This window comes from Chryseobacterium sp. SIMBA_038 (genome assembly GCF_046535115.1).
GTDB lineage: Bacteria > Bacteroidota > Bacteroidia > Flavobacteriales > Weeksellaceae > Chryseobacterium.
The window spans coordinates 939584-964592 of record NZ_JAWRXH010000002.1 but is presented as its reverse complement, the minus strand read 5'-3'; the positions used below and the strand labels follow the sequence as shown (position 1 = coordinate 964592).

At 34.0% G+C, this 25009-nt stretch carries 26 protein-coding genes; 21 read left to right on the top strand and 5 right to left on the bottom strand.

Going from position 1 to position 25009, the window contains the following annotated elements; translation table 11 throughout:
- The first annotated feature begins 40 nt into the window (after positions 1-40).
- Genes SB689_RS10695 through SB689_RS10680 form a run of 4 tightly spaced genes read left to right on the top strand, consistent with a single transcriptional unit; the run spans position 41 to position 2976 of the window.
- Positions 41-955, top strand: coding sequence for a dialkylrecorsinol condensing enzyme DarA (locus SB689_RS10695; protein WP_410692108.1), 915 nt, complete (start codon positions 41-43; stop codon positions 953-955).
- A gap of 1 nt (position 956) precedes the next feature.
- Entirely contained in the window at positions 957-2096 is a 1140-nt protein-coding gene (locus SB689_RS10690; RefSeq protein ID WP_410692107.1) for a beta-ketoacyl-ACP synthase III, read from the top strand.
- Positions 2096-2527 carry a hypothetical protein gene (locus SB689_RS10685; RefSeq protein ID WP_410692106.1) on the top strand — a complete coding sequence of 144 codons (432 nt, stop codon included), beginning with the start codon at positions 2096-2098 and terminating at the stop codon, positions 2525-2527. Before SB689_RS10690 ends, SB689_RS10685 begins: the two co-directional genes overlap by 1 nt.
- Positions 2528-2532: 5 nt before the next feature.
- Positions 2533-2976 carry an ABC transporter permease gene (locus tag SB689_RS10680; RefSeq protein WP_410692105.1) on the top strand — a complete coding sequence of 148 codons (444 nt, stop codon included), beginning with the start codon at positions 2533-2535 and terminating at the stop codon, positions 2974-2976.
- A gap of 247 nt (positions 2977-3223) precedes the next feature.
- On the opposite strand, the gene SB689_RS10675 is transcribed toward SB689_RS10680, so the two are convergent.
- A complete protein-coding gene (locus SB689_RS10675) occupies positions 3224-6136 on the bottom strand; it encodes a M16 family metallopeptidase (protein WP_410692104.1) in 2913 nt (970 codons plus the stop codon).
- A gap of 249 nt (positions 6137-6385) precedes the next feature.
- On the opposite strand from SB689_RS10675, the gene SB689_RS10670 reads away from it, so the two are divergent.
- The 17 genes from SB689_RS10670 (at position 6386) to SB689_RS10590 (ending at position 19454) form a co-directional block, all read left to right on the top strand.
- The gene (locus SB689_RS10670; protein ID WP_410692102.1) at positions 6386-6790 is read left to right on the top strand and encodes a hypothetical protein; all 405 of its coding nucleotides are present in this window, start codon (positions 6386-6388) and stop codon (positions 6788-6790) included.
- A 56-nt stretch (positions 6791-6846) separates the two neighbouring features.
- Positions 6847-7842 (top strand): BtrH N-terminal domain-containing protein, encoded by a 996-nt coding sequence (locus SB689_RS10665; RefSeq protein ID WP_410692101.1) that lies wholly within the window; start codon positions 6847-6849, stop codon positions 7840-7842.
- 1 nt (position 7843) lies between these two features.
- The gene (locus SB689_RS10660; RefSeq protein WP_066754571.1) at positions 7844-8599 is read left to right on the top strand and encodes an ABC transporter ATP-binding protein; all 756 of its coding nucleotides are present in this window, start codon (positions 7844-7846) and stop codon (positions 8597-8599) included.
- Positions 8586-9857: an ABC transporter permease gene (locus SB689_RS10655; RefSeq protein WP_410692100.1), complete on the top strand. Its 1272-nt coding sequence runs from the start codon at positions 8586-8588 to the stop codon at positions 9855-9857. The genes SB689_RS10660 and SB689_RS10655 overlap by 14 nt, the downstream gene beginning before the upstream one ends.
- The gene (locus tag SB689_RS10650; protein ID WP_072411195.1) at positions 9832-10272 is read left to right on the top strand and encodes an acyl-CoA thioesterase; all 441 of its coding nucleotides are present in this window, start codon (positions 9832-9834) and stop codon (positions 10270-10272) included. Before SB689_RS10655 ends, SB689_RS10650 begins: the two co-directional genes overlap by 26 nt.
- Positions 10269-11438, top strand: a complete 1170-nt coding sequence (locus SB689_RS10645) for a beta-ketoacyl synthase N-terminal-like domain-containing protein (RefSeq protein ID WP_410692099.1) — start codon at positions 10269-10271, stop codon at positions 11436-11438. The genes SB689_RS10650 and SB689_RS10645 overlap by 4 nt, the downstream gene beginning before the upstream one ends.
- Positions 11439-11442: 4 nt before the next feature.
- Positions 11443-11982, top strand: a complete 540-nt coding sequence (locus tag SB689_RS10640; RefSeq protein ID WP_410692098.1) for a 3-oxoacyl-ACP synthase — start codon at positions 11443-11445, stop codon at positions 11980-11982.
- An 88-nt stretch (positions 11983-12070) separates the two neighbouring features.
- Complete coding sequence (locus SB689_RS10635) at positions 12071-12328, top strand: phosphopantetheine-binding protein (RefSeq protein ID WP_072411202.1); 258 nt, start codon at positions 12071-12073, stop codon at positions 12326-12328.
- 87 nt (positions 12329-12415) lie between these two features.
- On the top strand, positions 12416-13615 hold the full coding sequence (locus tag SB689_RS10630) for a beta-ketoacyl-[acyl-carrier-protein] synthase family protein (RefSeq protein WP_410692097.1): 1200 nt from the start codon (positions 12416-12418) through the stop codon (positions 13613-13615).
- A complete protein-coding gene (locus SB689_RS10625) occupies positions 13612-14673 on the top strand; it encodes a beta-ketoacyl synthase N-terminal-like domain-containing protein (protein ID WP_410692096.1) in 1062 nt (353 codons plus the stop codon). Before SB689_RS10630 ends, SB689_RS10625 begins: the two co-directional genes overlap by 4 nt.
- 153 nt (positions 14674-14826) lie before the next feature.
- Positions 14827-15582, top strand: coding sequence for a polysaccharide deacetylase family protein (locus tag SB689_RS10620; RefSeq protein ID WP_410692095.1), 756 nt, complete (start codon positions 14827-14829; stop codon positions 15580-15582).
- Positions 15575-16201, top strand: coding sequence for a LolA family protein (locus tag SB689_RS10615; protein WP_410692094.1), 627 nt, complete (start codon positions 15575-15577; stop codon positions 16199-16201). Before SB689_RS10620 ends, SB689_RS10615 begins: the two co-directional genes overlap by 8 nt.
- Positions 16167-16802, top strand: a complete 636-nt coding sequence (locus SB689_RS10610; protein WP_410692093.1) for a hypothetical protein — start codon at positions 16167-16169, stop codon at positions 16800-16802. Before SB689_RS10615 ends, SB689_RS10610 begins: the two co-directional genes overlap by 35 nt.
- A gap of 8 nt (positions 16803-16810) precedes the next feature.
- Positions 16811-17419 carry a porin family protein gene (locus tag SB689_RS10605; RefSeq protein ID WP_410692092.1) on the top strand — a complete coding sequence of 203 codons (609 nt, stop codon included), beginning with the start codon at positions 16811-16813 and terminating at the stop codon, positions 17417-17419.
- A gap of 4 nt (positions 17420-17423) precedes the next feature.
- Positions 17424-17804, top strand: coding sequence for a 3-hydroxyacyl-ACP dehydratase (locus SB689_RS10600; protein ID WP_410692091.1), 381 nt, complete (start codon positions 17424-17426; stop codon positions 17802-17804).
- On the top strand, positions 17801-18277 hold the full coding sequence (locus tag SB689_RS10595) for a hypothetical protein (protein ID WP_410692090.1): 477 nt from the start codon (positions 17801-17803) through the stop codon (positions 18275-18277). Before SB689_RS10600 ends, SB689_RS10595 begins: the two co-directional genes overlap by 4 nt.
- 4 nt (positions 18278-18281) lie before the next feature.
- The gene (locus tag SB689_RS10590; RefSeq protein ID WP_410692089.1) at positions 18282-19454 is read left to right on the top strand and encodes a DUF2062 domain-containing protein; all 1173 of its coding nucleotides are present in this window, start codon (positions 18282-18284) and stop codon (positions 19452-19454) included.
- Positions 19455-19531: 77 nt separating this feature from the next.
- On the opposite strand, the gene SB689_RS10585 is transcribed toward SB689_RS10590, so the two are convergent.
- The 4 genes from SB689_RS10585 to SB689_RS10570 all read right to left on the bottom strand — a co-directional run bounded on the left by SB689_RS10585 (position 19532) and on the right by SB689_RS10570 (position 24938).
- Positions 19532-21544, bottom strand: coding sequence for an FG-GAP-like repeat-containing protein (locus tag SB689_RS10585; RefSeq protein WP_410692088.1), 2013 nt, complete (start codon positions 21542-21544; stop codon positions 19532-19534).
- Between the two features lie 25 nt (positions 21545-21569).
- Entirely contained in the window at positions 21570-22661 is a 1092-nt protein-coding gene (locus SB689_RS10580) for a hypothetical protein (RefSeq protein ID WP_410692087.1), read from the bottom strand.
- A 259-nt stretch (positions 22662-22920) separates the two neighbouring features.
- Positions 22921-23286: a hypothetical protein gene (locus SB689_RS10575; protein WP_410692086.1), complete on the bottom strand. Its 366-nt coding sequence runs from the start codon at positions 23284-23286 to the stop codon at positions 22921-22923.
- Complete coding sequence (locus tag SB689_RS10570; RefSeq protein ID WP_410692140.1) at positions 23283-24938, bottom strand: C45 family autoproteolytic acyltransferase/hydolase; 1656 nt, start codon at positions 24936-24938, stop codon at positions 23283-23285. The genes SB689_RS10575 and SB689_RS10570 overlap by 4 nt, the downstream gene beginning before the upstream one ends.
- Positions 24939-25009: the final 71 nt, after the last annotated feature.

The following is a 25009-nucleotide window of genomic DNA, read 5'->3' as shown; positions in this document are numbered from 1 at the left end:
AAATATGAAAAGCATATTTTTGTAACCGATAAAAAAACTAATGCAAAAAAATATACTTGTAATCTATTATTCACAAACCGGACAATTGGAGGATATTGTAAAGAATGTCGCCCAACCGTTTGAAAATAATAAAGAAGAATATAATGTTACGTATTATAATATTCAGTTAAAGGAAGATTTTGCTTTTCCTTGGTCGAGTGATGTATTTTTCAATACATTTCCGGAGTCTTATTTACAGATTCCGAGCGAGATACATCCGCCTTCGGAAAATATTCTGAATAAAAAATATGATCTCATTATTTTTGGATATCAGGTTTGGTATTTAACGCCGTCCATTCCTATTATTTCTTTCCTGAAAAGTGGTTACGCAGAAAATATATTGAAAAACACGCCTGTTGTTACCATTTCTGCAACAAGAAATATGTGGATGCTTTCTCAGGAAAAACTGAAGGTTTATTTAAAAGACATGAAAGCCCAGCTTGTAGGAAATATTGCTTTGGTAGACAGACACGATAATTATACAAGTGTATTAACCATTTTACGCTGGCTGACAACCGGACAAAAAGAAAAATCAGGATTGCTTCCCGCAGCCGGAGTTTCAGACGAAGAAATTAAAGGTTCTGTAAAATATGGCGAGGTAATTGAAAGACATTTAAAAAACAATGATCTGAACAATCTTCAACCTGATTTGATCAATAACGGAGCCGTAGAAATCCGTCCTTTTTTGGTAAGAGTAGAAAAGGTAGGAAACAAGATCTTCACCGTTTGGTCTAACCTGATTATCAAGAAAAAAGAAAAACGACCATTGCTGATAAAATTCTTTAAGGTATATTTGATGGCAGCAATCTGGGTAATTTCACCCGTAGTTTTAGTTTTACACCTGTTGACGACCCCTATATTTTGGGTTAAAAGACAGAAACAAAAAAAATATTTACAAGGAATTAATTTAAAATAGAATGTACGACGTATTTATAACAAAAGCCTCAACATATTTACCGAATGAGCCGGTTTCTAATGATGAAATGGAAACGTATCTAGGGTATATAAATGACGCCAAATCAAAAGCTAAGTCATTGATTTTAAGAAACAATAAAATCACAACAAGATATTACGCTTTAGATAAAGAAGGAAATCCTACACATACCAATGCTCAGATCACAGCAAAAGCAATTGAAGGTCTTTTTGATGAAAATTTCAAAAAAGAAGACATGAAATTACTGTCTGTAGGAACAACTTCACCAGACCAGATTCAGCCGTCACACGCTTCTATGGTTCATGGTGAATTAAACATTGGAAAATCTATCGAAATAAATACAGCAACAGGTCTTTGCAACTCAGGAATGAATGCGCTGAACTACGGTTTTCTTTCTGTAAAAGCAGGCGTTCAGGAAGCTGCAGTTTGTGCAGGTTCCGAGAGAATGTCAGCTTGGATGACGGCCGATAAATTCAACCATGAAGCAGAAAATTTAGTCTTATTAGAAGAAAGACCCATCATCGCTTTCAAAAGAGAATTCCTTCGATGGATGCTTTCTGACGGAGCAGGTGCATTTTTATTGGAAAACAAGCCAAGAGAAAATGAAACCAATTTGAAAGTAGAATGGATTGATTTCTATTCTTATGCTCACGAAATCGAAGCCTGTATGTATGCAGGTTGCGAAAAACAGGAAGACGGAACCCTGAAATCTTGGGCAGATTATCCATCTGACGAATGGTTGAAGCAATCTATTTTTGCATTAAAACAAGATACTAAAATTTTAGATAAATATATTTTGGTGAAAGGTGCCGAAAGTTTAAGATCATCTTTCGACAAACATACTTTAGACCCAGATTCTATCGATCATGTTTTAGCTCATATTTCTTCAGGTTACTTTAAAGAAGGACTTAAAGATGAGTTTGCTAAAGTAGGATTGGATTTCCCGTGGGAAAAATGGTACTACAACCTTTCTGAAATAGGAAATATCGGTGCAGGTTCTATCTTCGTTGCTTTAGAACAACTTATGAATTCAGGGAAATTGAAAAAAGGAGAAAAAATACTTCTTTGCGTTCCTGAAAGTGGAAGATTCGCATATTCTTGTGCCTTGTTAACCGTTTGCTAATGGAAAACAAATTACCAACATCTGATCAAAATTTCGTGGAAAGCTTAATTCCGCAACGATCTCCTTTTGTAATGGTGAATGAACTTTCCGAATATTCTGAAAATCACCTTATTTCAGGATTTGAAATAAAGGAGGAAAATATTTTTGTTCAGAACGGAACTTTCCAAGCATCAGGAATAATTGAACATCAGGCTCAAAGCGTTGCTTTACACACCGGCTACAAATATTATCTGCTAGGAAAAGATGCTCCAACAGGATATATTGGTGCCATCAAGTCTTTTGAAGCTGAAGCATTACCTAAAGTCGGAGATCATTTGAAATCGGAAGTTACCATTCTTAATGAAGTAATGGGAGTTACGCTCGTAAATATTATTACGAAACTTAATGATGTTGTGATCGCCAACTCTCAAATGAAAACTGTTGTAAAATAATTTTAATGGAAATCAAGGAAAACGACATCATCAATATTCATCAATTCTTACCTCATCGCGATCCAATGCTGATGGCGGATTATATTTTGGAATTGACCAAAGAAAAAGTGGTGACTTCGTTTGAAATTCTGGAAGACAATATTTTTGTTCATAATAATGAATTTGTTGAAGCCGGTTTAATTGAAAATCTAGCACAAACCTGTTCATCAATCCTCGGACAAAGTTTCTTCGAAAATCCTGAAGCTGATACAAAAGTGATCGGTTTTATTACTAATATCAAGAAAATTGAGGTTTTTGCGTTGCCTAAAGTTGGTGACAAAATTATTTCAAAAGCATCGTTAATTTCTCAATACGAAAATATCTGCAATATCTTTTGTGAGACTTTTAATAATGATGAATTGCTGATCAGAGCTGAAATCAATTTGTTTATTCAGGAAGTAAAATCATAGAAAAATTTACTTTAAATATATAAAAGCTGTACGTTTTGTGCGGCTTTTTTGTTTTTTGTTTGAACCACAGATTTACACAAATTTTCACAGATGATTGAGAATAATAAAGATGTATAAATATTTAAACTCAAAAATAAAATACAAACATCTGTGAAAATTTGTGTAAATCTGTGGTTAATATGAAATGAAAGAAACAAAAAAAGTGAGGCATTTCTACCCCACTTTCAATATCATTTAATCTGAAAAATTAGTATCCGAAAATCTCTTCAAGAGTTACCTCTTTAAATTCTCCCATTTTATTAATAGATTCCATATTCAGGTTTTCTTTTTTCCCGATGATGGCTGTATTGTATTTCAATGGCTTAATATCTGTATCATAGAAATTAGTCAACTGAGGTAAGCTCAATCCTTGAATTTCAGCATAAACATCTTTTCTGATATCATAATCAACGCCTAATTTTTTCAAAGCTAACTGATTAAAGAAAATGCTTGTCCTGTTGATTCTGTTGGATGCAATCTGTTTCAATGCAGAACCTTTAGAATTTTCAAACTGAGCCGGAATTTGTGGCAATTGAGCCATCAAATCGTTCATTGCATTTACTGCTAAAGGTAATTTATTTGCCTGAGTTCCGATGTAGTTTGTAACGTAGTTTGGATGATTGCTTTCAGTTGCGTTTGCATAAGAAACATACGCAGAATAAGCCAACGACTTACTTTCTCTGATCTCCTGGAAAACGATAGAGGACAATCCACGACCGAAATATTCGTTGAAAACATTCGCTTTTCCGAAGTTTCCAAGATTTACGTTGCTGCCTTTTGCTATTTTAGACATTTCCATTTGTACCATGTCGTAGTTGGTAAAATATACTTTTCCTTCAGTCGCAGGTTCAGCATAAACCTTTGCTTTTGCAGGCTGTAAAGTTGTGTTGGCGATGTAAGGTTTAACCGCTTTTTCCAACCCTTTCTGATCTTCTCCGTAAAGGAAAACTTCGTAAGGATATTGATTGATCGTCTTGATTTTTTTCATTAAATCATCAACATTAATGCTCTGCATACGCTCTTTAGAAACAACATCCGCTATTCTTGAATCTTTGCCATACTTCGCGTAATTGCTCAATGCGTTCATGATTCTTGTTTTATCTTTCTTCGCAACGTCTCTAGTTTCCAACATTGTTTTCACTGTTTGGTCATAGATTGCTTTGTCCGCTTTTACGCTGGTCAGCCAGTGATTCATCAGTTCAACTCCTTTTTGCATATTGCTTTCAAGTCCGCTCAATGTGATTACCGTTTGGTCATTTGAAGTTCTGAAACTGTTTGAAATTCCAAGTTTGTAGAATTCCTCTTTCAGCTGTTCAGGTGAATATTTATCTGTTCCCAAATATTCCAAAGCTGTGATCGCAAGAGACAATTCTTTGTCATTATCGGTTCCGAAAGGGAAAATATAATTCACCTGAGCAATTTCGTTGTATTTATTTTTAACGAAACTTACTTTCTTATCTTTAATCTGAGACGTTTGAATTGCTGTTTTATAATCGATAAATTCAGGCTTAATTTCACTCGGTTTTATTGCTAAAACTTCTTTTAAGAAAGGCGATTGCGCATCTCTGTTCAGTTTAATCGGAGTGATTCCCGGGTTTTGTACACGAACCAATTTATCATTAACTCCTTTTTCCTTGTAAACAACCACATAATTATCCTTGAAAAATTCATTCGCAAATTTTACAACATCAGATTTTGAAATCTTTTCATATTCATTAATCTCATCCAATTCCTGCTGCCAGGTTCTTCCGTTGATATAAACATCATAAAGATTGGTCGCTAAACCGTCTGCAGTTTCCCAAGTCTTCATTCTCTGAACTTTCTTGTCGTTCACGATCGCTTTCAGCATCCAATCAGGGAATTGACCTTTTTTAACTAAATCTAATTGATCTAATAATAATTTTTTAGCTTCATCAAAACTTTGTCCGTCTTTCGGAGTTACTGTCAACGCAAAAGAACCATACATTTTAAATGGAGATTCGTAAGCTCCTGCGCCTAATGTTTTTTGTTTTTGATTAATATTAAGATCGATCAAACCTGCGTCCCCTCTGTTGCTTAAAATTTCAGCCACAACGTCTGCTAATCTCGCTTCCTGAGTTCCGTAAGAATCGGTTCTCCAAGCCATTGTCATTCTAGGCGTTGACGGACTTTTTACTGTTCTGGTAACGATTGAAGTCATTGGAGCTTCCGTTACCATTTTTTTCATTGGTAATTCTTTGTATTTGAAAGAACCAAAATACTGATCAACTAATTTTATCGTTTTATCATAATCCAGATCTCCAACCAAAACAACCGCCATATTATTAGGAACATAATACGTGTCAAAATACTTATGAATCGCTACCATTGACGGGCTTTTCAAGTGTTCTGAAGTTCCGATCGTAGTTTGCTGCCCGTTTGGATGTTTTGGGAAAAGGGCTTCCATCAAAGCATAATTTACCAAACGACCGTCGTTATCCTGAGCCCTGTTGTATTCTTCGTAAACCGCCTCCAATTCTGTATGGAAAAGTCTTAAAACCAATTCAGAAAAACGCTCTTTTTCTACTTTAAGCCATTTTTCAAGCTCGTTGGCAGGAATATTATTTTTATAAACCGTTTCATCCAACCAGGTGTGAGCGTTGGTTCCTGTCGCTCCCAAAGATGAAATTGCTTTGTCATATTCATTAGCAATTGCATATTTAGACGCTTCCTGAGAAACCTCATCAATTTTTTTATAAAGTGCTTTTTTCTTTTCAGGATCTTTTTCTGCTTTATGTTGTTCGTAAAGATCTGAGATTTGTTGAAGCAACACTTTTTCTTTCGCCCAATCCTGAGTTCCCAAATGTGAAGTTCCTTTGAAAACCATGTGCTCAAGATAGTGAGCCAATCCCGTATTATCACTCGGATCGTTGTTTGATCCCGTTCTTACAGGAATATAGGTTTGAATTCTTGGTGCATCTTCATTTTTTGCCAGATACACTTTCAATCCGTTCTTTAACGTATAAACTCTTACACCCGACAGATCGTTTTTCACAGTTTCATACGTGTAGCCTTGGCTATCAGTTATTTTTTGAGTGTCAAATTTCTGAGCCATCGCACTCAACATACAAAAGAGCGAGACCGAAATAAAAAATTTCTTCATAGTATTATTTATTTAATCAAATTTCTTTCTAAAATATATTAGTCTGAATTTATCCTATACTTGTTACATATCATTCATCTTCAAATATGATTATTTTGCAATGCTTTTCTTATTAAAACTCACATTACATCATCACAGAATAATATGATTTACATATAATCTATTTTCACTATTTTAGCCGATTGATAAAGTTAATCACAAAACAGGTGAATTTTTTTCATCTGTAATCTAAAACTTAAAAATATTTAGATGAAAAAACAAGACCTTCCTCAAGACGAAAGCAATTTGAAATCGGCAAACATGACCGAGGTTTTGTACGTGACTGATGAAAATAACAATTATACAACGGCAAACAGCATTGGTTGGGATATTAAAAAAGCTGCTTTAGATGAATCTTTAGCGTTGATTAATGAAAGAATAGAAGAAGCCAGACAAGATGTTGTCAATAATATTGCAAGTCCTATTGTTTATTTCATGGAACTGAACAAAATGGATTTACAGGTTCTTGCTTCCTACGCCGGAATATGGCAATGGAGGGTAAAAAGACACGCAAAACCGAAAGTATTTAAGACACTAAGCGAATCCGTACTGAAAAAATATGCCGATGCATTCGGAATTTCAGTGGATGAATTAAAAAATTTCAACGGTAAATAAATAGAAACCTTATAGGTTTTAAAAACCTATAAGGTTTAGTAAAACAAAAGCAACGAATGAAACTTAATTTTGAACACCATCAAACTGCGCATTGCGAAAACGGTGTTGCCTCTAATTTACTAATAAACAAAGGACTAAAACTCAGTGAACCGATGATCTTCGGAATAGGTTCTGGGTTATTTTTCGTGTATTTACCTTTTTTAAAAGTAAATTTTGCGCCTGGTTTTAGTTACAGACCAATGCCGGGAGCTATTTTCAGCAAAGCAGCAAAAAGACTGGGAATTAAAATTAAAAGAGAAAAATTTTCAAATCCTAAAGACGCTCAATTAGCTTTAGAAAAAAACTTAGAAAACAATGTACCGACAGGTTTACAGGTTGGGGTTTTTAACCTTACTTATTTTCCTGAAGAATATAAATTCCATTTCAACGCTCACAATTTGGTCGTTTATGGAAAAGAAGACGGACGATTTTTGATCAGTGATCCTGTGATGGATTACACAACTTCCCTTTCCGAAGCCGAACTGGAAAAAGTAAGATATGCCAAAGGAGCACTTCCTCCTAAAGGTCATATGTACTACCCTACTTACATTCCAGAAAATGTAAATCTGGAAGAAGCCATCAAAAAAGGAATTAAAGATACTTGTAAAAATATGTTAGCTCCCGTTCCACTTATTGGCGTAAAAGCGATGAGATGGGTAGCGAAAAGCATCCCGAAATGGGCAGATAAAAAAGGCACAAAAGTAACCAATCATTATTTGGGTCAATTAATCAGAATGCAGGAGGAAATCGGAACTGGTGGTGGCGGTTTCAGATTTATTTATGGAGCTTTTTTACAGGAAGCTGCCGTAATTCTTAAGAATGATGAACTGAAAGAACTGTCTAAAGAAATTACCGCAATCGGTGATCTTTGGAGAGATTTTGCCGTGGATATTGCAAGAGTTTACAAAAACAGAAACTCAAAAAGCAATATTTATAATGAACTTTCAAAATCGATGCTTCATATTGCTGATCTGGAAGAAGCTTTCTATAAAAAACTGAGAAAAGCAATTTAACGTGGAGAACATCATTGAAATAAAAAACCTGTATAAAAAATACAAGCATGCAGAAGAATTTTCTGTAAATGATATCTCGTTGAATATTAATCAAAACGAAATCTACGGAATTCTGGGACCCAACGGAGCAGGAAAAACAACGTTGATTTCCATGCTTTCGGGGTTGATAAAACCTACTTCAGGAACTTTTAAGATCAACGGACTATCTCCTCAAAAAGATGGTTTTAAATTAAGACAGATCATCGGGATCGTTCCTCAGGAATATGCATTATATCCTACACTTACGGCAAAAGAAAACTTAATGTTCTTCGGTAGTTTATACGGTTTGCCTCATAAAAAATTAAAAATCGCGATTGATGAATCTTTAGAACTTATGGGGTTGTCAAAATTCGCTGATAAAAAAGTAGAACAATTTTCTGGAGGAATGAAGCGTCGTTGCAACCTTATTGCAGGAACCCTTCATAATCCTAAAGTGTTGTTTCTTGATGAACCAACCGTTGGCGTTGATGTTCAGTCTAAAAAAGCAATTATTGATTATCTTTTAGATTTAAATAAAAAAGGAACTTGTATCATTTACACCTCTCATCACCTTTCTGAAGCAGAGGAATTCTGTACAAAAATTGCAATCATTGATCATGGGAAAATCCACGCTGTTGGAACTCCCGAAGAATTGGTAAACAGAGTTGCCAGTGCCGAAAACCTAGAAGATGTTTTCATTTCATTAACCGGAAAAGAATTAAGAGATGTTGTTGTATAAATTGTGGAGAAGTTTCGTTAAGGAAATCCTTTTATTGAAAAGAGATATCGGTGGAATCGTTATAATTTTTGTGATGCCTTTATTGTTGATCATCACGATCACGTTAATTCAGGATTCTACATTTAAAAATCTGGAAGGTTCAAAAATCCCGATTATTTTTATTGATAACGACGAATCCGAAATTTCAAAAAATATAAAACACGAACTCGAAAATGGTAAAACATTCGAGTTAGTAACCAATTACAATGAAAAATCAGCTCAAGACGCCGTTTTTTCGGGTGATTATCAGATGGCCATCGTCATTCCTGAAAATTTAACGAAAGATCTAAATGCAAATATTGATTCTAAGGTTCAGACTATTGTAAGCTCATTTGGAATTGAGGCAGATGCTGCTTCTGCAAAAAAGAATGTTGACATAAAAGCCAAAGACATTCACTTGTATTTTGATCCGGCAACCAATATCGGTTTCAAAAACAATGTAATGAATGCCGTTAATAAAATGGTTTTTGAGATCGAAAACAAAAAGATTTACAAAGCTTTCCAGGATCAATTGGGAACCACTGAAAATCTGGATGAAAATAAAAACTTAATCAGTTTCAAAGAAATTACCCCTACAAAAGGAAAAATGGACATTATACCGAATTCTGTTCAGCATAATGTTCCGGCTTGGGCGCTTTTTGCGATATTTTTTATCGTAGTTCCGCTTTCTATTAATTTAGTTAAGGAAAAAAGTCAAGGAACAAGCGTAAGAGTAAGAGTGAGCCCAACGCCCTATTATATTCATATTTTAGGAAAAACGTGTACCTATTTAATCATCTGTATCATTCAGTTTTTATTGATGGTAGCAGTGGGAATTTACCTTTTCCCTTATATGGATTTACCGCAATTTGATGTGACAGGAAAAATGTTTCATTTAATTATTGTTACCATTTTTGCAGGATTAGCAGCTATTGGATTTGGTGTTTTATTAGGAACACTGGCCGATACTCAGGAACAGTCTGCACCGTTTGGAGCAACTTCTGTGGTTGTTTTGGCAGCAGTCGGAGGAATATGGGTTCCCGTATTCTTAATGCCTGAATTTATGCAGACCGTTGCGAAATTTTCACCCATGAACTGGGGATTGAATGCCTATTACGACATTATTTTAAGAAACAGCGGAATCGCAGGTATAGCAAAAGAATTGGCTTTATTATTTTTATTTTATATTGCCATGGTCACTATTTCAATTTTTTATGAAAGGAAACAAAATGCAGTCTAACGAAAAACCAATCCAATGTACTGAGGAAGTACGAGTACGATTCAATGAGACAGATCCGTTAGGAATTGTTTGGCATGGCCATTACATTGTGTATTTCGAAGACGGAAGAGAAGCTTTCGGCAGACAGCATGGCTTGACTTATCTTGATATTCAAAAAGCAGGATTTGTTACTCCTATCGTAAAAAGCACTTGTGAACATTTTCTTCCCTTAAAATATGGTGAGACGTTCAATATCGTAACAACTTTTGTCAACACTACTGCTGCAAAATTGATTTATAAATACGAACTTTTTAATCAAGACAATAAATTGGTCTGCAGCGGAGAAACCATTCAGGTTTTCTTGGATTCTGACAATAATTTATGTTTGTATAATCCCGAGTTTTTTCAAGCTTGGAAAGATAAAATGGGATTATGAAAAAAGAAGTTTACATCACAGATTACAACTGCGTCACTCCTTTAGGATTTGATGTGGCATCCAATTGGAATGCTTTACTACAAGGAAAATCAGGAGTCGCCAAACATAAAGTGATTGAAAATCAGGAAGCTTTTTATGCTTCTATTATTGATTCTGAAAAGTTGGAAGAAGAATTTAATAAGTTCTTCGACTCCGCTCAGAATGACAACACGAATTTCACAAGACTTGAAAAAATGTTTTTGTTAAGCTTAAAACCTTTGGTGGAAAGACATAACATTACAGAAGAAACGGCTTTTATTTTATCAACCACAAAAGGAAATATCAGTTTATTAAAAAATCAAGTGACTATACCGGAAGGTGCATATCTTTCAAGTTTAGCACAAAAAATCGCTAACTTTTTCGGATTTAAAACAAAACCCATTGTTGTTTCCAATGCCTGCGTTTCAGGGGCAATGGCGATTGCTGTTGCTAAAAATATGATTCAGGCAGGAAGATATAAAGATGCGTTTGTCGTGGCTGGAGATGAGATCTCAGAATTTGTGATTTCAGGATTTAATTCTTTTCAGGCTATCGGAAGCGAACCTTGCCAACCTTACGATAAAAACCGCAGCGGAATCAATATTGGTGAAGCTACAGCAGCAGCTTTTATTACAAGTCATTGCGAGGAACGAAGTGACGAAGCAATCTCAAACGAAAAATTTAGTTTTAAAATTTCAGGAGACTCAGCCATCAACGATGCGAATCACATTTCCGGTCCTTCAAGAACAGGAGACGGATTGTATGCAAGCATCAAAAATGCAATGACAGAAGCGAATGTTTCAGCAGAACAAATCAATTTTATTTCTGCTCACGGAACAGCAACAATATACAACGACGAAATGGAGGCCATCGCTTTCAACAGAATGGAATTACAAAATGTTCCTCTCAACAGCATGAAAGGTTTTTACGGACACTGTTTAGGAGCATCAGGTTTATTGGAAAGTATTATTTCTATGGAAAGTGCCCTTCACAATACCTTAATTTCAACTAAAAACTTTGAAGAAATGGGGGTTTCCCAACCTTTACATATTATTAAAGAAAACCAACCTGCGGAAATCAAATATATTTTGAAAACGGCTTCAGGTTTTGGAGGGTGTAATGCAGCAATTGTTTTAGAAAAATGTTAACACGATGAAGAAAACAGACATTTGCACCATAGAAAACTCAAAAATAACCGTCAACGAACAAGTTATTTTCGAAAGTCAATCTGAAGTATTCTCAGAATTTGCCAAAGAAGCTTATAAAAGTTTAGAATTGAATTATCCTAAATTTCATAAAATGGATAACTTAAGCAAACTTGCTTTTCTGGCCTCCGAAATGATTTTAAAAGACGGAGATCATAGCAAAACAGCAATTGTTTTGGCCAACAAATCATCAAGTTTAGATACTGATTTTAAGTATCAGGAAAGCATCAACTCTCAGGACAATTTCTTCCCGAGCCCGGCTGTTTTTGTGTACACATTGCCCAATATTTGTGTGGGTGAAATTAGCATCAAACATAAAATGCAGACAGAGAATGCTTTTTTTGTTTTGGATGAATTTGATGAAAAATTTTTAAATGATTACTCAGAACAGATCTTACAGTCTGGAAAGGCTGAAAAGGTACTCTGTGGTTGGGTAGAACTATATCAGGAAAATTACAAAGCTTTTGTATATTTGCTAACGAACTAATATAATAATTTAAACAATATAACAATGTAGCAATAATTTGCAGCCATCCATTGGTACACTGCTCAATTGATACATTAAAATAATTTTTATGGAAAACTTACAAACTGAATTGAAGCACAAAATTATCGAAGTACTTAACCTTGAAGACGTTTCTGTAGAAGAAATCAAAGATACTGATCCGTTATTCGGAGGAGGTTTAGGATTAGATTCTATTGACGCTTTAGAGTTGATCGTTCTTCTTGACAAAGATTATGGAATAAAATTAGCCGATCCTAAAAAAGGAAAGGAAATTTTCCAATCTATCGATACGATGGCAAAATTCATCGAAGAAAACAGAACAAAATAAATTATTGAATCTAGCAATGTATCAGTTTAACAATGTAACAATATTGATAAACGGTTAAATTGATACACTGTTACATTATAAGATAAAATGAGTCAAAAAATTGCCATAACAGGAATGGGCATCATTTCTTCCATCGGTAACAATGTGGAAGAAAATTTTATTTCGTTAAAAACCGGAAAACACGGAATTTCAGACATACAATTGTTTGAAACCCGCCACACTGGAAATATTAAAACTGGCGAGATAAAATTATCTAATGAAGAATTGGTACAAAAACTTCAGCTTAATGAAGATAATAATGTAACAAGAACCGCTTTATTAGGCATGGTTGCTGCAAAAGAAGCGGTAGAAAGTGCCGGAATATCAGATATTAACGGCTATAAAACTGGTTTGATTTCTTCAACAAGCGTTGGTGGAATGGATATCACCGAAAAATATTTCTACACTTACGAAGACTTTCCTGAAAAGCAAAAATATATCGACTCTCATGATGCGGGAAATTCATCATTAGCTATTGCGGATTATTTAGGTCTGAAAGGTATGGTTTCTACCATCAGTACAGCTTGTTCGTCTGCTGCCAACGCGATTATGATGGGCGCAAAGCTTATTAAAAATGGAGTTTTAGACCGCGTGATTGTTGGTGGAACAGATTCTCTTTCAAAATTTACATTGAATGGATTTAGTACCCTAATGATTCTTACCGATTCTTATAATACGCCTTTCGACAATGACAGAAAAGGATTAAACCTTGGAGAAGCAGCCGCTTTTCTGGTATTGGAATCTGATGAAGTTGTTAAAAAAGAAAATAAAAAAGTACTCGGATATCTTTCCGGCTATGGAAATGCCAACGATGCCCACCACCAAACCGCTTCTTCGGAAAATGGACAAGGCGCTTATTTAGCCATGGAAAAAGCATTAAAGTTTTCAGGTTTACAGAAAGAAAACATCGATTATATCAACGCTCACGGAACAGCAACTCCCAATAATGATTTATCGGAAGGAATTGCGATGATCAGACTCTTTGGTGAAAATCAAGTTCCGGAATTCAGTTCTACAAAAGCGTTTACAGGTCATACTTTGGCAGCGGCGGCGGGAATTGAAGCCATCTATTCATTGTTGGCAATTCAAAATAATATCATTTTTCCAACTCTTAATTTTAAAACGAAGATGGAAGAATTTGATTTAACTCCCGTTACCGAATTGAAAGAGAAGAATATCGATCATGTACTTTCTAACTCATTTGGGTTTGGAGGAAATTGTTCAACCCTAATTTTCTCAAAATTATGAGTGCAGTTTATATCAACAGTGCAGCCTGCATCTCGGTTCAGGACACTTTAAATGAAAATTTCATCCAAAATCTTACGCCTGAAAATTCAGTACAGATTGTAAAAGCTATTGAACCTAATTACAAAGAATTCATTCCGCCCGCAATGAGCAGAAGAATGTCTAAAACGGTAAAAATGAGTTCAGTTGCTTCAAAATACGCTTTAAAAGAAGCCGGAATTGAAAACCCTGATGCGATTATTGTCGGAACAGGAATGGGATGTTCCCAGGATTCTGAAAAGTTTTTAAAAAATGTGATTGATAATAATGAAGAGTTTCTAACTCCTACTTATTTTATTCAATCCACTCACAATACCGTTGCAGGGCAAATTGCTTTAGCATTACAATGCCACGCTTACAATTTCACGTATGTGAATACTTCTTCGTCTTTAGAATTCTCCATGTTAGATGCTAAACTTCAAATCAATGATGGTGAAGCTGATAATGTTTTGGTGGGTTCAACAGACGAACAAACCGACAGAACAATGGAATTGTATAAATTAAACAAAACCATTAAAAAAGAAGAAAATCTTCCCGTTGATTATTTAAACTCAACAACAGAAGGAGTTATCTGGGGGGAAGGTTCAAGTTTTTTTGTTTTAGGAAAAGAGAAAACTAAAAGTTCTTACGCTCAATTAAAAGACATTAAAATCAACAATAGATTAGAACAAGATGAAATTCAAAACTTTATCGAAGACTTTTTAACTAAGAATAATCTTATCTTTGAAGAAATTGATGCCGTAATTTTAGGTTTCAGTGGAGATTCTAAATCGGATGTTTATTATACTAAAGCAATGGATTTATTTCCAAATTCAGCGTTGTTATATTACAAGCATTTAAGTGGAGAATTCAATACAGCAAGTGGTTTCTCAACATTTATGGCTTGTCATATTCTGAAAAACCAGCAGATTCCGGAAGTGATGATGATTAATGATGTGAAAAAAGATGGCATTAAAACTGTTCTTTTATATAATCATTTGGGAGGAAGTGATCATAGTTTGGTTTTGTTGGAAAGAGCTTAGTTTTACCGTATAGAATTAAGACAATCTGTTTGTCATTCAGAGCGAAACGAAGTGGAGCGTGGAATCTATTACGCATTTGGGATTGCTTCGTCATTTCATTCCTCGCAATGACACCAAGAAAATTTTAAACCAAAAACTCAAAATAATAAAAAGATGAAACACTACCTATTTATCCTATTTTATCTTTTCTGCAATGTATTTATTTATGCATTTCACGGGTCATTTTGGGTGTATCTGTTTTGTTTTTTACTTTTTTCGGCGGTGGTTGTTTGGGGATCTTTTGATATTGAATTAAGGTATTTTGTCAATAGTTTGACGCATAAAAGAACGAAAATCAAGGAAGTTGCTTTGACTTTTGATGATGGTCCGACTGAGTTTACCCCGAAATTTTTAGATCTATTAAAAGAAAATCAGATAAAGGCAACCTTTTTCTGCATCGGAAAACAGATTGAAAAATATCCCGAAACTTTCCAACGAATTATTGCAGAAGGTCACACGATTGGAAATCACACCTTATCTCACTCCAATAACACAGGATTTCTGTCTACCTCAAAAATGATTGAGGAAATTGAAAAGTGTGATGAAATTATTTCTAAAATTGGAAGTATTAAAACCAATTTATACCGTCCTCCTTTTGGCGTTACCAATCCAAATATTGCTAAAGCGATCAAACAAACTCACAAAAAAAGCATTGGCTGGAATGTCCGTTCTTTAGATACAATCACAGACAACGAAAAAACAATTTATAAACGAGTTACAAAAAACCTAAAGAAAGGAAGCATTATTCTTCTTCACGACACTTCAGAAAAGACGTATAATGTGTTGAAAGATTTATTGCTATTTTTGAAGGATAAAAAATATTCAACTTTTACGGTTGATACTGTTATTAAAAATCAAAAAAATGATTAAAAATATTGCTTTCGGAGCATTTTTATTAGTTTCAAGTTTCTTTTTTGCTCAAAATACAGCAATGACAGGAGCTGAAGCAAAAGCTTTTGTGACCAAAGTTTCATCTGAAACAAAAGAGATCAAAACATTACAAAGTGATTTTACCCAAACCAAAAAGATGGATTTTTTGGATAAAAACATTGTGACCTACGGAAGAATGTCTTTAAAAACACCCAACATTTTAAGCTGGAAATATACAAAACCTTATCAATACAGCATTATCTTTAAGGACAATAAAATTTTCATTAATGATCAGGGCAAAAAATCTTCTGTCGATGCAAAGAGTAAAACCTTTGAAAAGATAAATAAACTGATTGTAGGAAGTTCAAACGGACAAATGTTTAATGATCCTGAATTTTCCGTAGCCTATTTGAAAAATGCAAATTACAACATCGCAAAATTTACTCCGAAATCTGCTCAACTATTGAAATACATTAAGCAAATTGAATTGAGTTTTCCTAAAGGTCAATCAACAGTTTCTCAAGTGAATATGACAGAAGCTTCGGGAGATACTACGAATATTGTTTTTAAAAATACAAAGATCAATGCGCCGATTTCTGCTTCAGAATTTTCTTTATAGCCTGATTTTTCTGCTGTTTGTTTCGTGTAAAACATACAGACTGACAGACGTAAAATCCGTTTCAAATTCAGAGAAAACAGTTGAAAATTTATACTTTTCTTCGAATGAAGATTATGTTTATAAATGTCAGATGGATATTTATAAAAACCATGTAAGCGGAATTTTAATTATTAAAAAATTGAATGACGCGACACACCGTGTCGTATTAACCTCTGATTTTGGAAATAAATTAATTGATTTTGAGATTTCAGGAGAAAATTTTAAGCTTAATTATGTTTTAGCAGACTTAGATAAAAAGATTGTCATTAATTTTTTAAAGAATGATTTTCAGCAATTGTTAAAACAGAAATATCCTGTTAGTGAAAGTTTTGAGAATGAAAAATCGAAAATTTACCTCTCAAAATTGGATAAGAAACAATATTATTTGTTCTTCAATAAAGAAAATGGATTATTGAATCAGATCATTTATGCTAAAAATAATAAGGAAAAAATCGATTTCACTTTTGAGGCAAAAAAACATATCTTCGCGGATAGTTTGAATCTTCAACATAAAGATTTCAAGATCAATATAAAACTATTTCAAATAACCGAAACTGAATAACTTTTAACATGAAAAAATTACCTTTTCTGTTTATTTTCCTCATATCAAGCTTGTCTTTTGCACAGGTTACATTTACGCCAGGAATAAGAGGTGGGGCAAATTTTGCAAAATTCACAGAAACTGACGGTGGCATTTACAATTGGTTTGAAGCAAGTGATGATTATTGGGCAGGTGAAGAAAAAGTACAAACTCAGTACATTACAGATTTTTATGTAGGCGTATTCGGTACTATAAGATTTTCTAAACTCTATGCTTTGCAGCCGGAGATCAATTATTCCAGACAGGGAACAATAATGAAGACAAGCACTCAGGAAGTAAAATCTGAGCTTTCTTATATTTCGCTTCAGGCAGTAAATAAATTTTATTTGAAGAAATTTAACTTACATGCCGGACTAAGTATCGATCTTTTAATTAGCGACAAAAATTTTGATCCTTACAATAAAAAAACTACCGACCTTGGAATTTTAGTTGGAGCAGGTTACGATATTACTAAGAATTTCGGTATCGAAGCAAGATTTAAAAAAGGAATGATTTCCCAGATAAAAACAACAAGTGAAGATCATACAAATCTACTTTTCCAGGCGGGCGTTTACTATACATTTAACATGAAAAAATAATTTTATGCAGACTATTCTTACAGACTTTTACACTTTACAATCATCCGAAAAAGAAGAAAACGGACGTTTCATTGCGAATATCAATTTAAATAAAGATCATGATATTTTTAACGGACATTTTCCGGGAAATCCTGTAACTCCGGGAGTTTGCATGATGCAAATCGTAAAGGAACTGACTGAAGAATTTACAGGAACACAATTATTTTTAAAATCTGCTTCGAATGTAAAATTCATGGCGATCATCAATCCATTTGAAACACCAGATCTAACTCTACAATTAGATATTACTGAAACCGAAGATGAAGTTAAAGTAAAGAATACCACTTCTTTTGGCGAGACTATTGCATTAAAAATGTCAGTAAACTATAAAAAATTGACATCATGAAATTGATTTTCTCATTCATTACCGCTTTTATTTTATTCTTTCAAACAGATTTGGAAGCATTACGAAATAGCTATGCAAAAGCCAATCAATCCAACGAAAATACACAGGCATTTATTAATACTGCTGAAAAACAGACGGGTTCGGATGCTGTAACCAGCGGATATAAAGCTGCAGCGAAGATCATGGAAGCGAAAATTGCTAAGCAAAACAGAAAATCTCTCGTAAAGACCGGAGCAGTAAGTCTTGAAAGCATTATTAAATCCAATCCTAACAATATTGAATTAAGACTGATAAGATTAAGCGTTCAGGAAAATATTCCCAAAATTGTAGGGTACAGAGGAGGTCTGAAAGATGATAAAGCATTCATTTTAAGTAACTACAGCAAGCAAAATGCAGCTATGAAAAATTATATTAAAAAGTTTGCGTTACAGTCCAAAACCATGTCTGATACTGAAAAAGCATCATTAAAATAAAACAATGACCCTTCCTGAAGTACAAAATGCAATTTTTGAAAAGAAGATCTGCATTTTAATACCTACTTACAACAACGAGAAAACTCTGAAAAGGGTGATTGATGGTGTTTTAGATTATACCGAAAGTATCATTGTGATTAATGATGGTTCTACGGACTCCACACCTCACATTCTCGGTCAATATCCTCAAATTACAACCGTCTCTCTGCCTGAGAATAAAGGGAAAGGAAATGGACTTAAAATAGGTTTCAGAAAGGCAAAAGAGCTTAATTTTGATTACGCAATAACGATTGATTCTGACGGACAGCATTATCCCGATGACATTCCGGTTTTTGTGGAAGCTTTATTGAATGAAGATCAAGACATTTTACTGATTGGAAACCGAAATATGTCGCAAGACGGAATTCCAAAGAAAAGCAGTTTCGGAAATCGTTTTTCTAATTTCTGGTTTTGGTTTGAAACCGGAATTAAGCTTGAGGATACCCAATCTGGTTATCGTTTATACCCTTTACATAAAATTCCAAAAAAATATTTTACTCCAAAATTTGAGTTCGAAATTGAAATTATTGTAAGAACAGCCTGGAGACACGTTCCTGTAAAAAATGTTCCTATAAAAGTGTTGTATGATCCTGCGGAAAGGGTTTCTCATTTCAGACCGTTCAAAGATTTTACGAGAATCAGTATTTTAAATACTATTTTGGTAACGATTACTTTACTTTATATTATTCCGAGAAACTTTATTAATAATTTTAGAAAGAAAAGCTTTAAAAGATTCATTAAAGAAGATGTTTTAGAAAGTGACGGAAGCAACCGTACAAAGGCCTTTTCCATTGCTCTTGGGGTTTTTATAGGATTTTCTCCGTTGTGGGGATTTCATACTTTATTAACCATTTCCTTGGCCGTTCTTTTTAAACTGAACAAAGTCTTGGCTTTTGTAGCTTCCAACGTGAGTTTGCCGCCGTTTATTCCTTTTATTATTGCCGCTTCCTTATTTTTAGGATCTCCTTTTGTACATGGCGACAGTAATATTTTAAGCAGTGAACTTAATTTTGAATTGATTAAAAATAATCTTCTTCAATACGTAATCGGAAGCACCATTTTGGCCACTACAATGTCTATTATTTTAGGGATAGGTACTTTCCTCTTTTTGAATAAAGTGAGTCCTGAGAATAATTAATTCTAATCTTTTTTAAATAAAAACTGCAAAGCCTTTCGACCTTGCAGTGAGTTATGAAGAATAAAATAAATTATGTTTTATTTTTTTGTTAGTTTCTGAGAATATGTTTTTCCATTTTTATCTGTCAAAACAAGCATATAAATCCCTGAATTTAATTGTTTGATAGATATTGAGTTTCTTTCAACCTTTGTTTGTAGAATCATTCTACCTGTCATTTCATATACTTTTGCTTCCGTTGGAGTAAAATCATTTTTAGATTTAAAATTGATGATATCATCACTCGGATTTGGATAAATGGTGAATATTTCCTGAGTAGTCTGAACTTCTCTAGTATTCAAGAATGATCCTTCCACAACATTTAATGTCGTGTTTGGTGTTACATTATAAATCGTATCAACAATACCTGAAGGCCATTTTATGATCACTTTTGTAATTGCCGTTGCCTGACCGATTCCGAAATGAGCATTCAGTGTACTCATATTTCCGAATCCTGTTCCGCTCTGTACATCTCGGATTTGTTTTCCCCAAGCTCCATAAATTTCAACTCTTGCTCCGATTCCGTTTCTGTTACTTTGAGTTCCTTTTAATGTCACTTTTAGCCATTTATTGGTATTTCCTGCATTCATCAGGATGGTATTTCCATTCTGAATATCAAGAAATCCATCATTATTTAGGTCTCCAATAGGGCGTTTCGTTGCATTTACATTATAAGTACTGGCGTTCGGGGTAAAAGTAAAATCACCATTTCCAAACATGATTGTATTTCCTGCGCCTAAGACATCCAGAAATCCATCATTATCAAAATCATATGAAATATATTCTCTGCTTAAAGTATTTACGATGTCATAACCGGAACCTGTGGATTTATCAGTAAATGTGCCGTCTCCATTATTCTTCATCACTTTACTCAGACCATTAGTTGTTGAATTGATTCCTATCAAAGCATCCATCCAACCGTCATTATTAAAATCTCCCCAAGCTGCAGACCATGTCTGGGTAGGATTCGCCATATTCGCCGCAAGAGCCACGTTGGTGAAAGTTCCATTTCCGTTATTTCTGTGAAGTTCATCTATATTTCCTCCGGGGCCGGAACCGCCTCCGCTACATTTTGCGATGTATAAGTCCATGTCACCATCGTTATCATAATCAATCCAGATAGAACCATAGTTTCCTCCGGAAGGGAAATCTCCCATTCCTCCCTGATTGTGGTTCATATTTGTTCCATCATTCATGTAATACCTGTTCGGAGCGTTATCATCACAAATGAAAGCATCCAATTTTCCATCATTATTGATATCTATAAAATTAGTTCTTTGAACTAAAAAAGATTGCGGTTTTCTATCGGTAGTAAAAGCTGTTCCGTCACCATTAGCTTTTACAAAAGCAATCCCGCTTCCCGATCCATACACCAGATCATTAAAACCGTTATTGTCATAATCTCCGGCTGCAATGCTCCATGAAGGCAATATAATGGAGCTAGGAATTGTATACGTAACATCATTGAATCCACCTCCCTGTTTTTGATACGAGATAACGATTTGAGTATTATTTACAACAGAAACGATATCATCTAAATAATCTCCGTTCATATCTACCACACAGTTATTGTAGCTACCGGCTACCGTAACTGGCTGAGAAGTAAATGAAAGTCGATTGATAACCGGAGCTGATTCAATTACATTAAAATTAAACCCTAAACTAGACCACCTGTTGTCGAACACCACATAATAAGTATTTCCTGCAACTGCTCCAAAGCTAACCTGTGAAGAAGTCCCGGAAGAGTCATCATTTGCTGCCACGCACGCTAATGCTCCACAACTTCCTGAATATACCATCACTCTTGTATCTACATTTTGCCCTGCTACTACCGAAGAAACAGTAACAGTCTTATTGGCAGTAGCTGTGTATTTGTACCATACCGCTGCTGATCCGAGAGTTCCCAAATTACAAACTGTGGATGGTGGCGTTCCTGTAACTGCAGGTGCTGTATATGTTCCTACCGTAAGATTTACTGCAGAAGCACAAGTAAGTTGTGCTATTCCCCATGTTATATTAGATAATAAAACAAAAAAGGATAATTTTTTTCTCATATTCTTTCAGTTTGGTTATTCGTTTTTAAGGACAGTTTTGGTTAAGAGAATTAATCCATTGCTTTAAGAGTTCCACTCCTTCATCATGTACGATCGTTCTTCCCAACAAAGGCATTCTGTTGCTCTCATCTACAGAATTAAGTCTAAAGCTCATCACCGATTTATTATGATTTCCCGGTGTTATAATCTTCTCTAATGAAGGACCTTGCGGTTCATCTGCCAACACACAAACTCCCATATTGGTTAGATTTGTTGTTTGGCTAAAACTCAATCGTATAGCACGATAATCACAACGTGCATTCTGTTGATGGCAATGTGCACAGTTGATGTCTAAATAAGACCGCAATCGTATATCTACAGGCTTGCTGGCATCTTTATAATTAACTGTAGAAACAATATTTGAAGGGTAGCTTAAAAGATAACCTTCATCCACCAATTTTTGCAATTGATTTTTCACTCCTCCTTCGTAGCTGTATGCTGTATTAAGATTTTGAGGTTTTACACCGATGGGAACCGGCTTGTTGTCTAATTTATGACAGGCATAGCATTCTGATTCTGAGGGAATTCTGTAATCAATATTCATGACTTCATTATTCTCTTTTTTGAAAGTTAAGTTTTTAGAACTTCCACTTGTAAAATCTGTTCCGGTAACCAGATTGGCTTCTGTCTGTTCGTCATTCCACATGTATTCCGCAAAAATCCAACCCGTTGATTTTCTAATCATTAATCGCGTTTCCAGTATTTTGGTGGTATTGTTAGGCTGTACTGTATTGTAATAAAAGCTTTTTATTAAAACAGTTCCTACAGGGAAATTTAGTGTTTTATCATCTGCATCAAAAGTTGCTTTTACGCCTTGTGGCATCCAGATAAATCTCTTTTTAAGAGCATAATCGGTAAACAGTGAACTTGCAGGTTCATAAGGAATTACCTTGCTTGACGGCGTCATATTTTTTAATTCACCAGTAAAAAAAGCATAGGTTGATAATTTAGCGTATGGAACCGCATTGATTTCAAAATTAACAAAAGAACTCTCTACCTCTACACCTTCCATCTTCTCGTCTTTACAGGAAAACAGCATTAATAAAAATATAAGAGATAAAAAATAGTTTTTTCTCATTCGTTTCATGGTTTTAAGGAAACGAATATAAATAATAAACTAACTACACACCAAATGTTTTTACATTAAAAAAGTAAAATCAATTAAAATAATAAAACAAAATAAACAATTAAAGATTAATTATTCAATAAAAACGCCATAAACACTTACAAAAACACAAATACCATTCACTAAATAATAAATAAAAATTAAACAAAAGACATAAGGCTATTTTCTATTATTACTAATAAATATTTTATTAAAATTTTAGCAATTAAAATTATTTATAAACAACATCTGAGAACAACAAAAGTGTTGTAAAAACAGTAATAAATATTGAAATAATCACCAAAACCAACTGTACTGTAAAAGTTTCTTTCTTGTGATTTTCATCTTTATTCTCAAAAGTAAAATTGATCTTACCCGGATCTTTGATGATTCGCCAAATAAACAATAAAATGATAAGATTTAATATAATTGGAGAAAAAAGGAATAATTTGCTTCCAGATCCGCCTGTCGTTTTTCCGTAACCTTGAATAGGAATAATTTCCGGAATTGAACTGTATTTGCTCCCCAAATACACAGAATAACAAACAATTATAATAAAAGGGATGGAAAATAAATACCGTATACTTTTGGGAATCATTTTAATTTTTTTAGTGTTTTCTTCAAATATTCCTCAACATTTTCTTTATCCGGAACGGTTGTAATTTCCTTTTTCAGCGCTTTTTCAAATTGAATTTTTGCTTTAGAATATTCTTTTTTATTGAAATAATACTTTCCTGCCTGATAATATAAGAACCAAAAATCAGGGTTTAAAGATTGATAATTATTGATAAATTCATCAGAAAGATTTTTCGTTTTATCATCAATCGCATCTTCAATCTGAGAACTTATTTTTTTATATTCTTCGTAATTTTTGTACTCTTGAGAATCAATAAAAGGATCTTTAGCAATATTTAAATTTGACTTTGCAAATTCACCGCTTTTTAATCTTTTATCTGAAAAAATTTCATTTAAATCATAACATACAAATTCTCCCAACTGATAAGGATTCGCAGAAACCCAAACCAATTTTTTCTGAGGCGAAAAAATCACGGCATGATGCGCCAGTAACTGATTGATTGCCTTTTCATTTCCATAACCTATCTTCTCCCCTTTTAAGCCCGATTTATCTCTTAAAATAGAAGCCATTTTCTCAGGATTCAACTTTTTATTTTTCTCTAAAAGTTCCTGAAGTTTTTCGTAACGATATTCAGAATGGCTTTCTATAATATGTTTCTGGTTTCTTTTATCATCTTTATAAGCATCAGATTGAAAATGATTTGTACAAAAAACTCGACTTGTATTTTCTACTTTATAAACTCCGAAATTATCCGGTGAAACCTCAATAATGACTGCATTTTTATCGTTTGCGCTTCCAACCAAAATAGATTCGGAAACAAAAACCTTCCTCTTTTTTGCAATGGCAATAGCTTCATCGATGTTTGTTGCATATTGTAAAATTTCTCGTGTTACTAAAGAAATAGGAGTTTTTGCAGTCAAAGGAATTTTAGATTTTCCAGCATTGATTGTCACCGTAATCCCTTCTTTATTCATCCCCGAAACCACGCCAACCATTCCCGGCCAACTTACTGACATGTAAGAAATTCCTTGCTCAGGCTCTACGAATTCTATCAATTTATTTTTAGCAAAATCGTCTCCAACATAAAAATCAAAATTTCGGCCGATCAATAAATCTCCATCTTCCGTATTTTCGTTCCAAACCGCGAGAGAAGTACAGCCAACCACCATCAAATCCTGCATCGCGTGACCAATATCGTGAGCACCGTGCAAGTATAAACTTCTCAGATATTTAGGTGCAATAAAGTTGTATTTATCTGATGCATATTGAGATAATCCAAATAATTCTGCCTGATAATCCTCTCTTACATTCAAGTACATTTTTCGGTTGTACCATTTTAAAAAGCCTCTCAATAATTTTTGCTTAAACTTCGATGGAACAAAACCTTCTACCTTTGAAAAGAAAATTTCTTCCTGTTTTTGCATTAAATTTTGAGTCAATGCTCCATTGTTATAGCCTAACTGTAAAGGGTTTCCTTTAATATATAATTCCCAAAGCTGTTGTTTATTTTTGGTTAAATAATTTTGATTAAAATTAAAAGTTGAGTCGTTAATTTTATTGACTTTCGGAATTTCTAATGAATATTGTTTTACGTCGGGAACGTGTTTTATTGATTTTCTGACACCGCAAGATGTGAGATTGAGGATAAGGCTGAAGCTGAAAAACAATAAGATTAAAACTCTGTCATTTCGACGGAAGGAGAAATCTATTCCAAATTGTTTAGATTCTTCACTCCACTTCGTTC

Coding starts and splice junctions, on each gene's coding strand:
- SB689_RS10695 (WP_410692108.1), top strand. CDS start 41: ATGCAAAAAAATATACTTGTAATCTATTATTCACAAACCGGACAATTG.
- SB689_RS10690 (WP_410692107.1), top strand. CDS start 957: ATGTACGACGTATTTATAACAAAAGCCTCAACATATTTACCGAATGAG.
- SB689_RS10685 (WP_410692106.1), top strand. CDS start 2,096: ATGGAAAACAAATTACCAACATCTGATCAAAATTTCGTGGAAAGCTTA.
- SB689_RS10680 (WP_410692105.1), top strand. CDS start 2,533: ATGGAAATCAAGGAAAACGACATCATCAATATTCATCAATTCTTACCT.
- SB689_RS10675 (WP_410692104.1), bottom strand. CDS start 6,136: ATGAAGAAATTTTTTATTTCGGTCTCGCTCTTTTGTATGTTGAGTGCG.
- SB689_RS10670 (WP_410692102.1), top strand. CDS start 6,386: ATGAAAAAACAAGACCTTCCTCAAGACGAAAGCAATTTGAAATCGGCA.
- SB689_RS10665 (WP_410692101.1), top strand. CDS start 6,847: ATGAAACTTAATTTTGAACACCATCAAACTGCGCATTGCGAAAACGGT.
- SB689_RS10655 (WP_410692100.1), top strand. CDS start 8,586: ATGTTGTTGTATAAATTGTGGAGAAGTTTCGTTAAGGAAATCCTTTTA.
- SB689_RS10650 (WP_072411195.1), top strand. CDS start 9,832: ATGAAAGGAAACAAAATGCAGTCTAACGAAAAACCAATCCAATGTACT.
- SB689_RS10645 (WP_410692099.1), top strand. CDS start 10,269: ATGAAAAAAGAAGTTTACATCACAGATTACAACTGCGTCACTCCTTTA.
- SB689_RS10640 (WP_410692098.1), top strand. CDS start 11,443: ATGAAGAAAACAGACATTTGCACCATAGAAAACTCAAAAATAACCGTC.
- SB689_RS10635 (WP_072411202.1), top strand. CDS start 12,071: ATGGAAAACTTACAAACTGAATTGAAGCACAAAATTATCGAAGTACTT.
- SB689_RS10630 (WP_410692097.1), top strand. CDS start 12,416: ATGAGTCAAAAAATTGCCATAACAGGAATGGGCATCATTTCTTCCATC.
- SB689_RS10625 (WP_410692096.1), top strand. CDS start 13,612: ATGAGTGCAGTTTATATCAACAGTGCAGCCTGCATCTCGGTTCAGGAC.
- SB689_RS10620 (WP_410692095.1), top strand. CDS start 14,827: ATGAAACACTACCTATTTATCCTATTTTATCTTTTCTGCAATGTATTT.
- SB689_RS10615 (WP_410692094.1), top strand. CDS start 15,575: ATGATTAAAAATATTGCTTTCGGAGCATTTTTATTAGTTTCAAGTTTC.
- SB689_RS10610 (WP_410692093.1), top strand. CDS start 16,167: ATGCGCCGATTTCTGCTTCAGAATTTTCTTTATAGCCTGATTTTTCTG.
- SB689_RS10605 (WP_410692092.1), top strand. CDS start 16,811: ATGAAAAAATTACCTTTTCTGTTTATTTTCCTCATATCAAGCTTGTCT.
- SB689_RS10600 (WP_410692091.1), top strand. CDS start 17,424: ATGCAGACTATTCTTACAGACTTTTACACTTTACAATCATCCGAAAAA.
- SB689_RS10595 (WP_410692090.1), top strand. CDS start 17,801: ATGAAATTGATTTTCTCATTCATTACCGCTTTTATTTTATTCTTTCAA.
- SB689_RS10590 (WP_410692089.1), top strand. CDS start 18,282: ATGACCCTTCCTGAAGTACAAAATGCAATTTTTGAAAAGAAGATCTGC.
- SB689_RS10585 (WP_410692088.1), bottom strand. CDS start 21,544: ATGAGAAAAAAATTATCCTTTTTTGTTTTATTATCTAATATAACATGG.
- SB689_RS10580 (WP_410692087.1), bottom strand. CDS start 22,661: ATGAGAAAAAACTATTTTTTATCTCTTATATTTTTATTAATGCTGTTT.
- SB689_RS10575 (WP_410692086.1), bottom strand. CDS start 23,286: ATGATTCCCAAAAGTATACGGTATTTATTTTCCATCCCTTTTATTATA.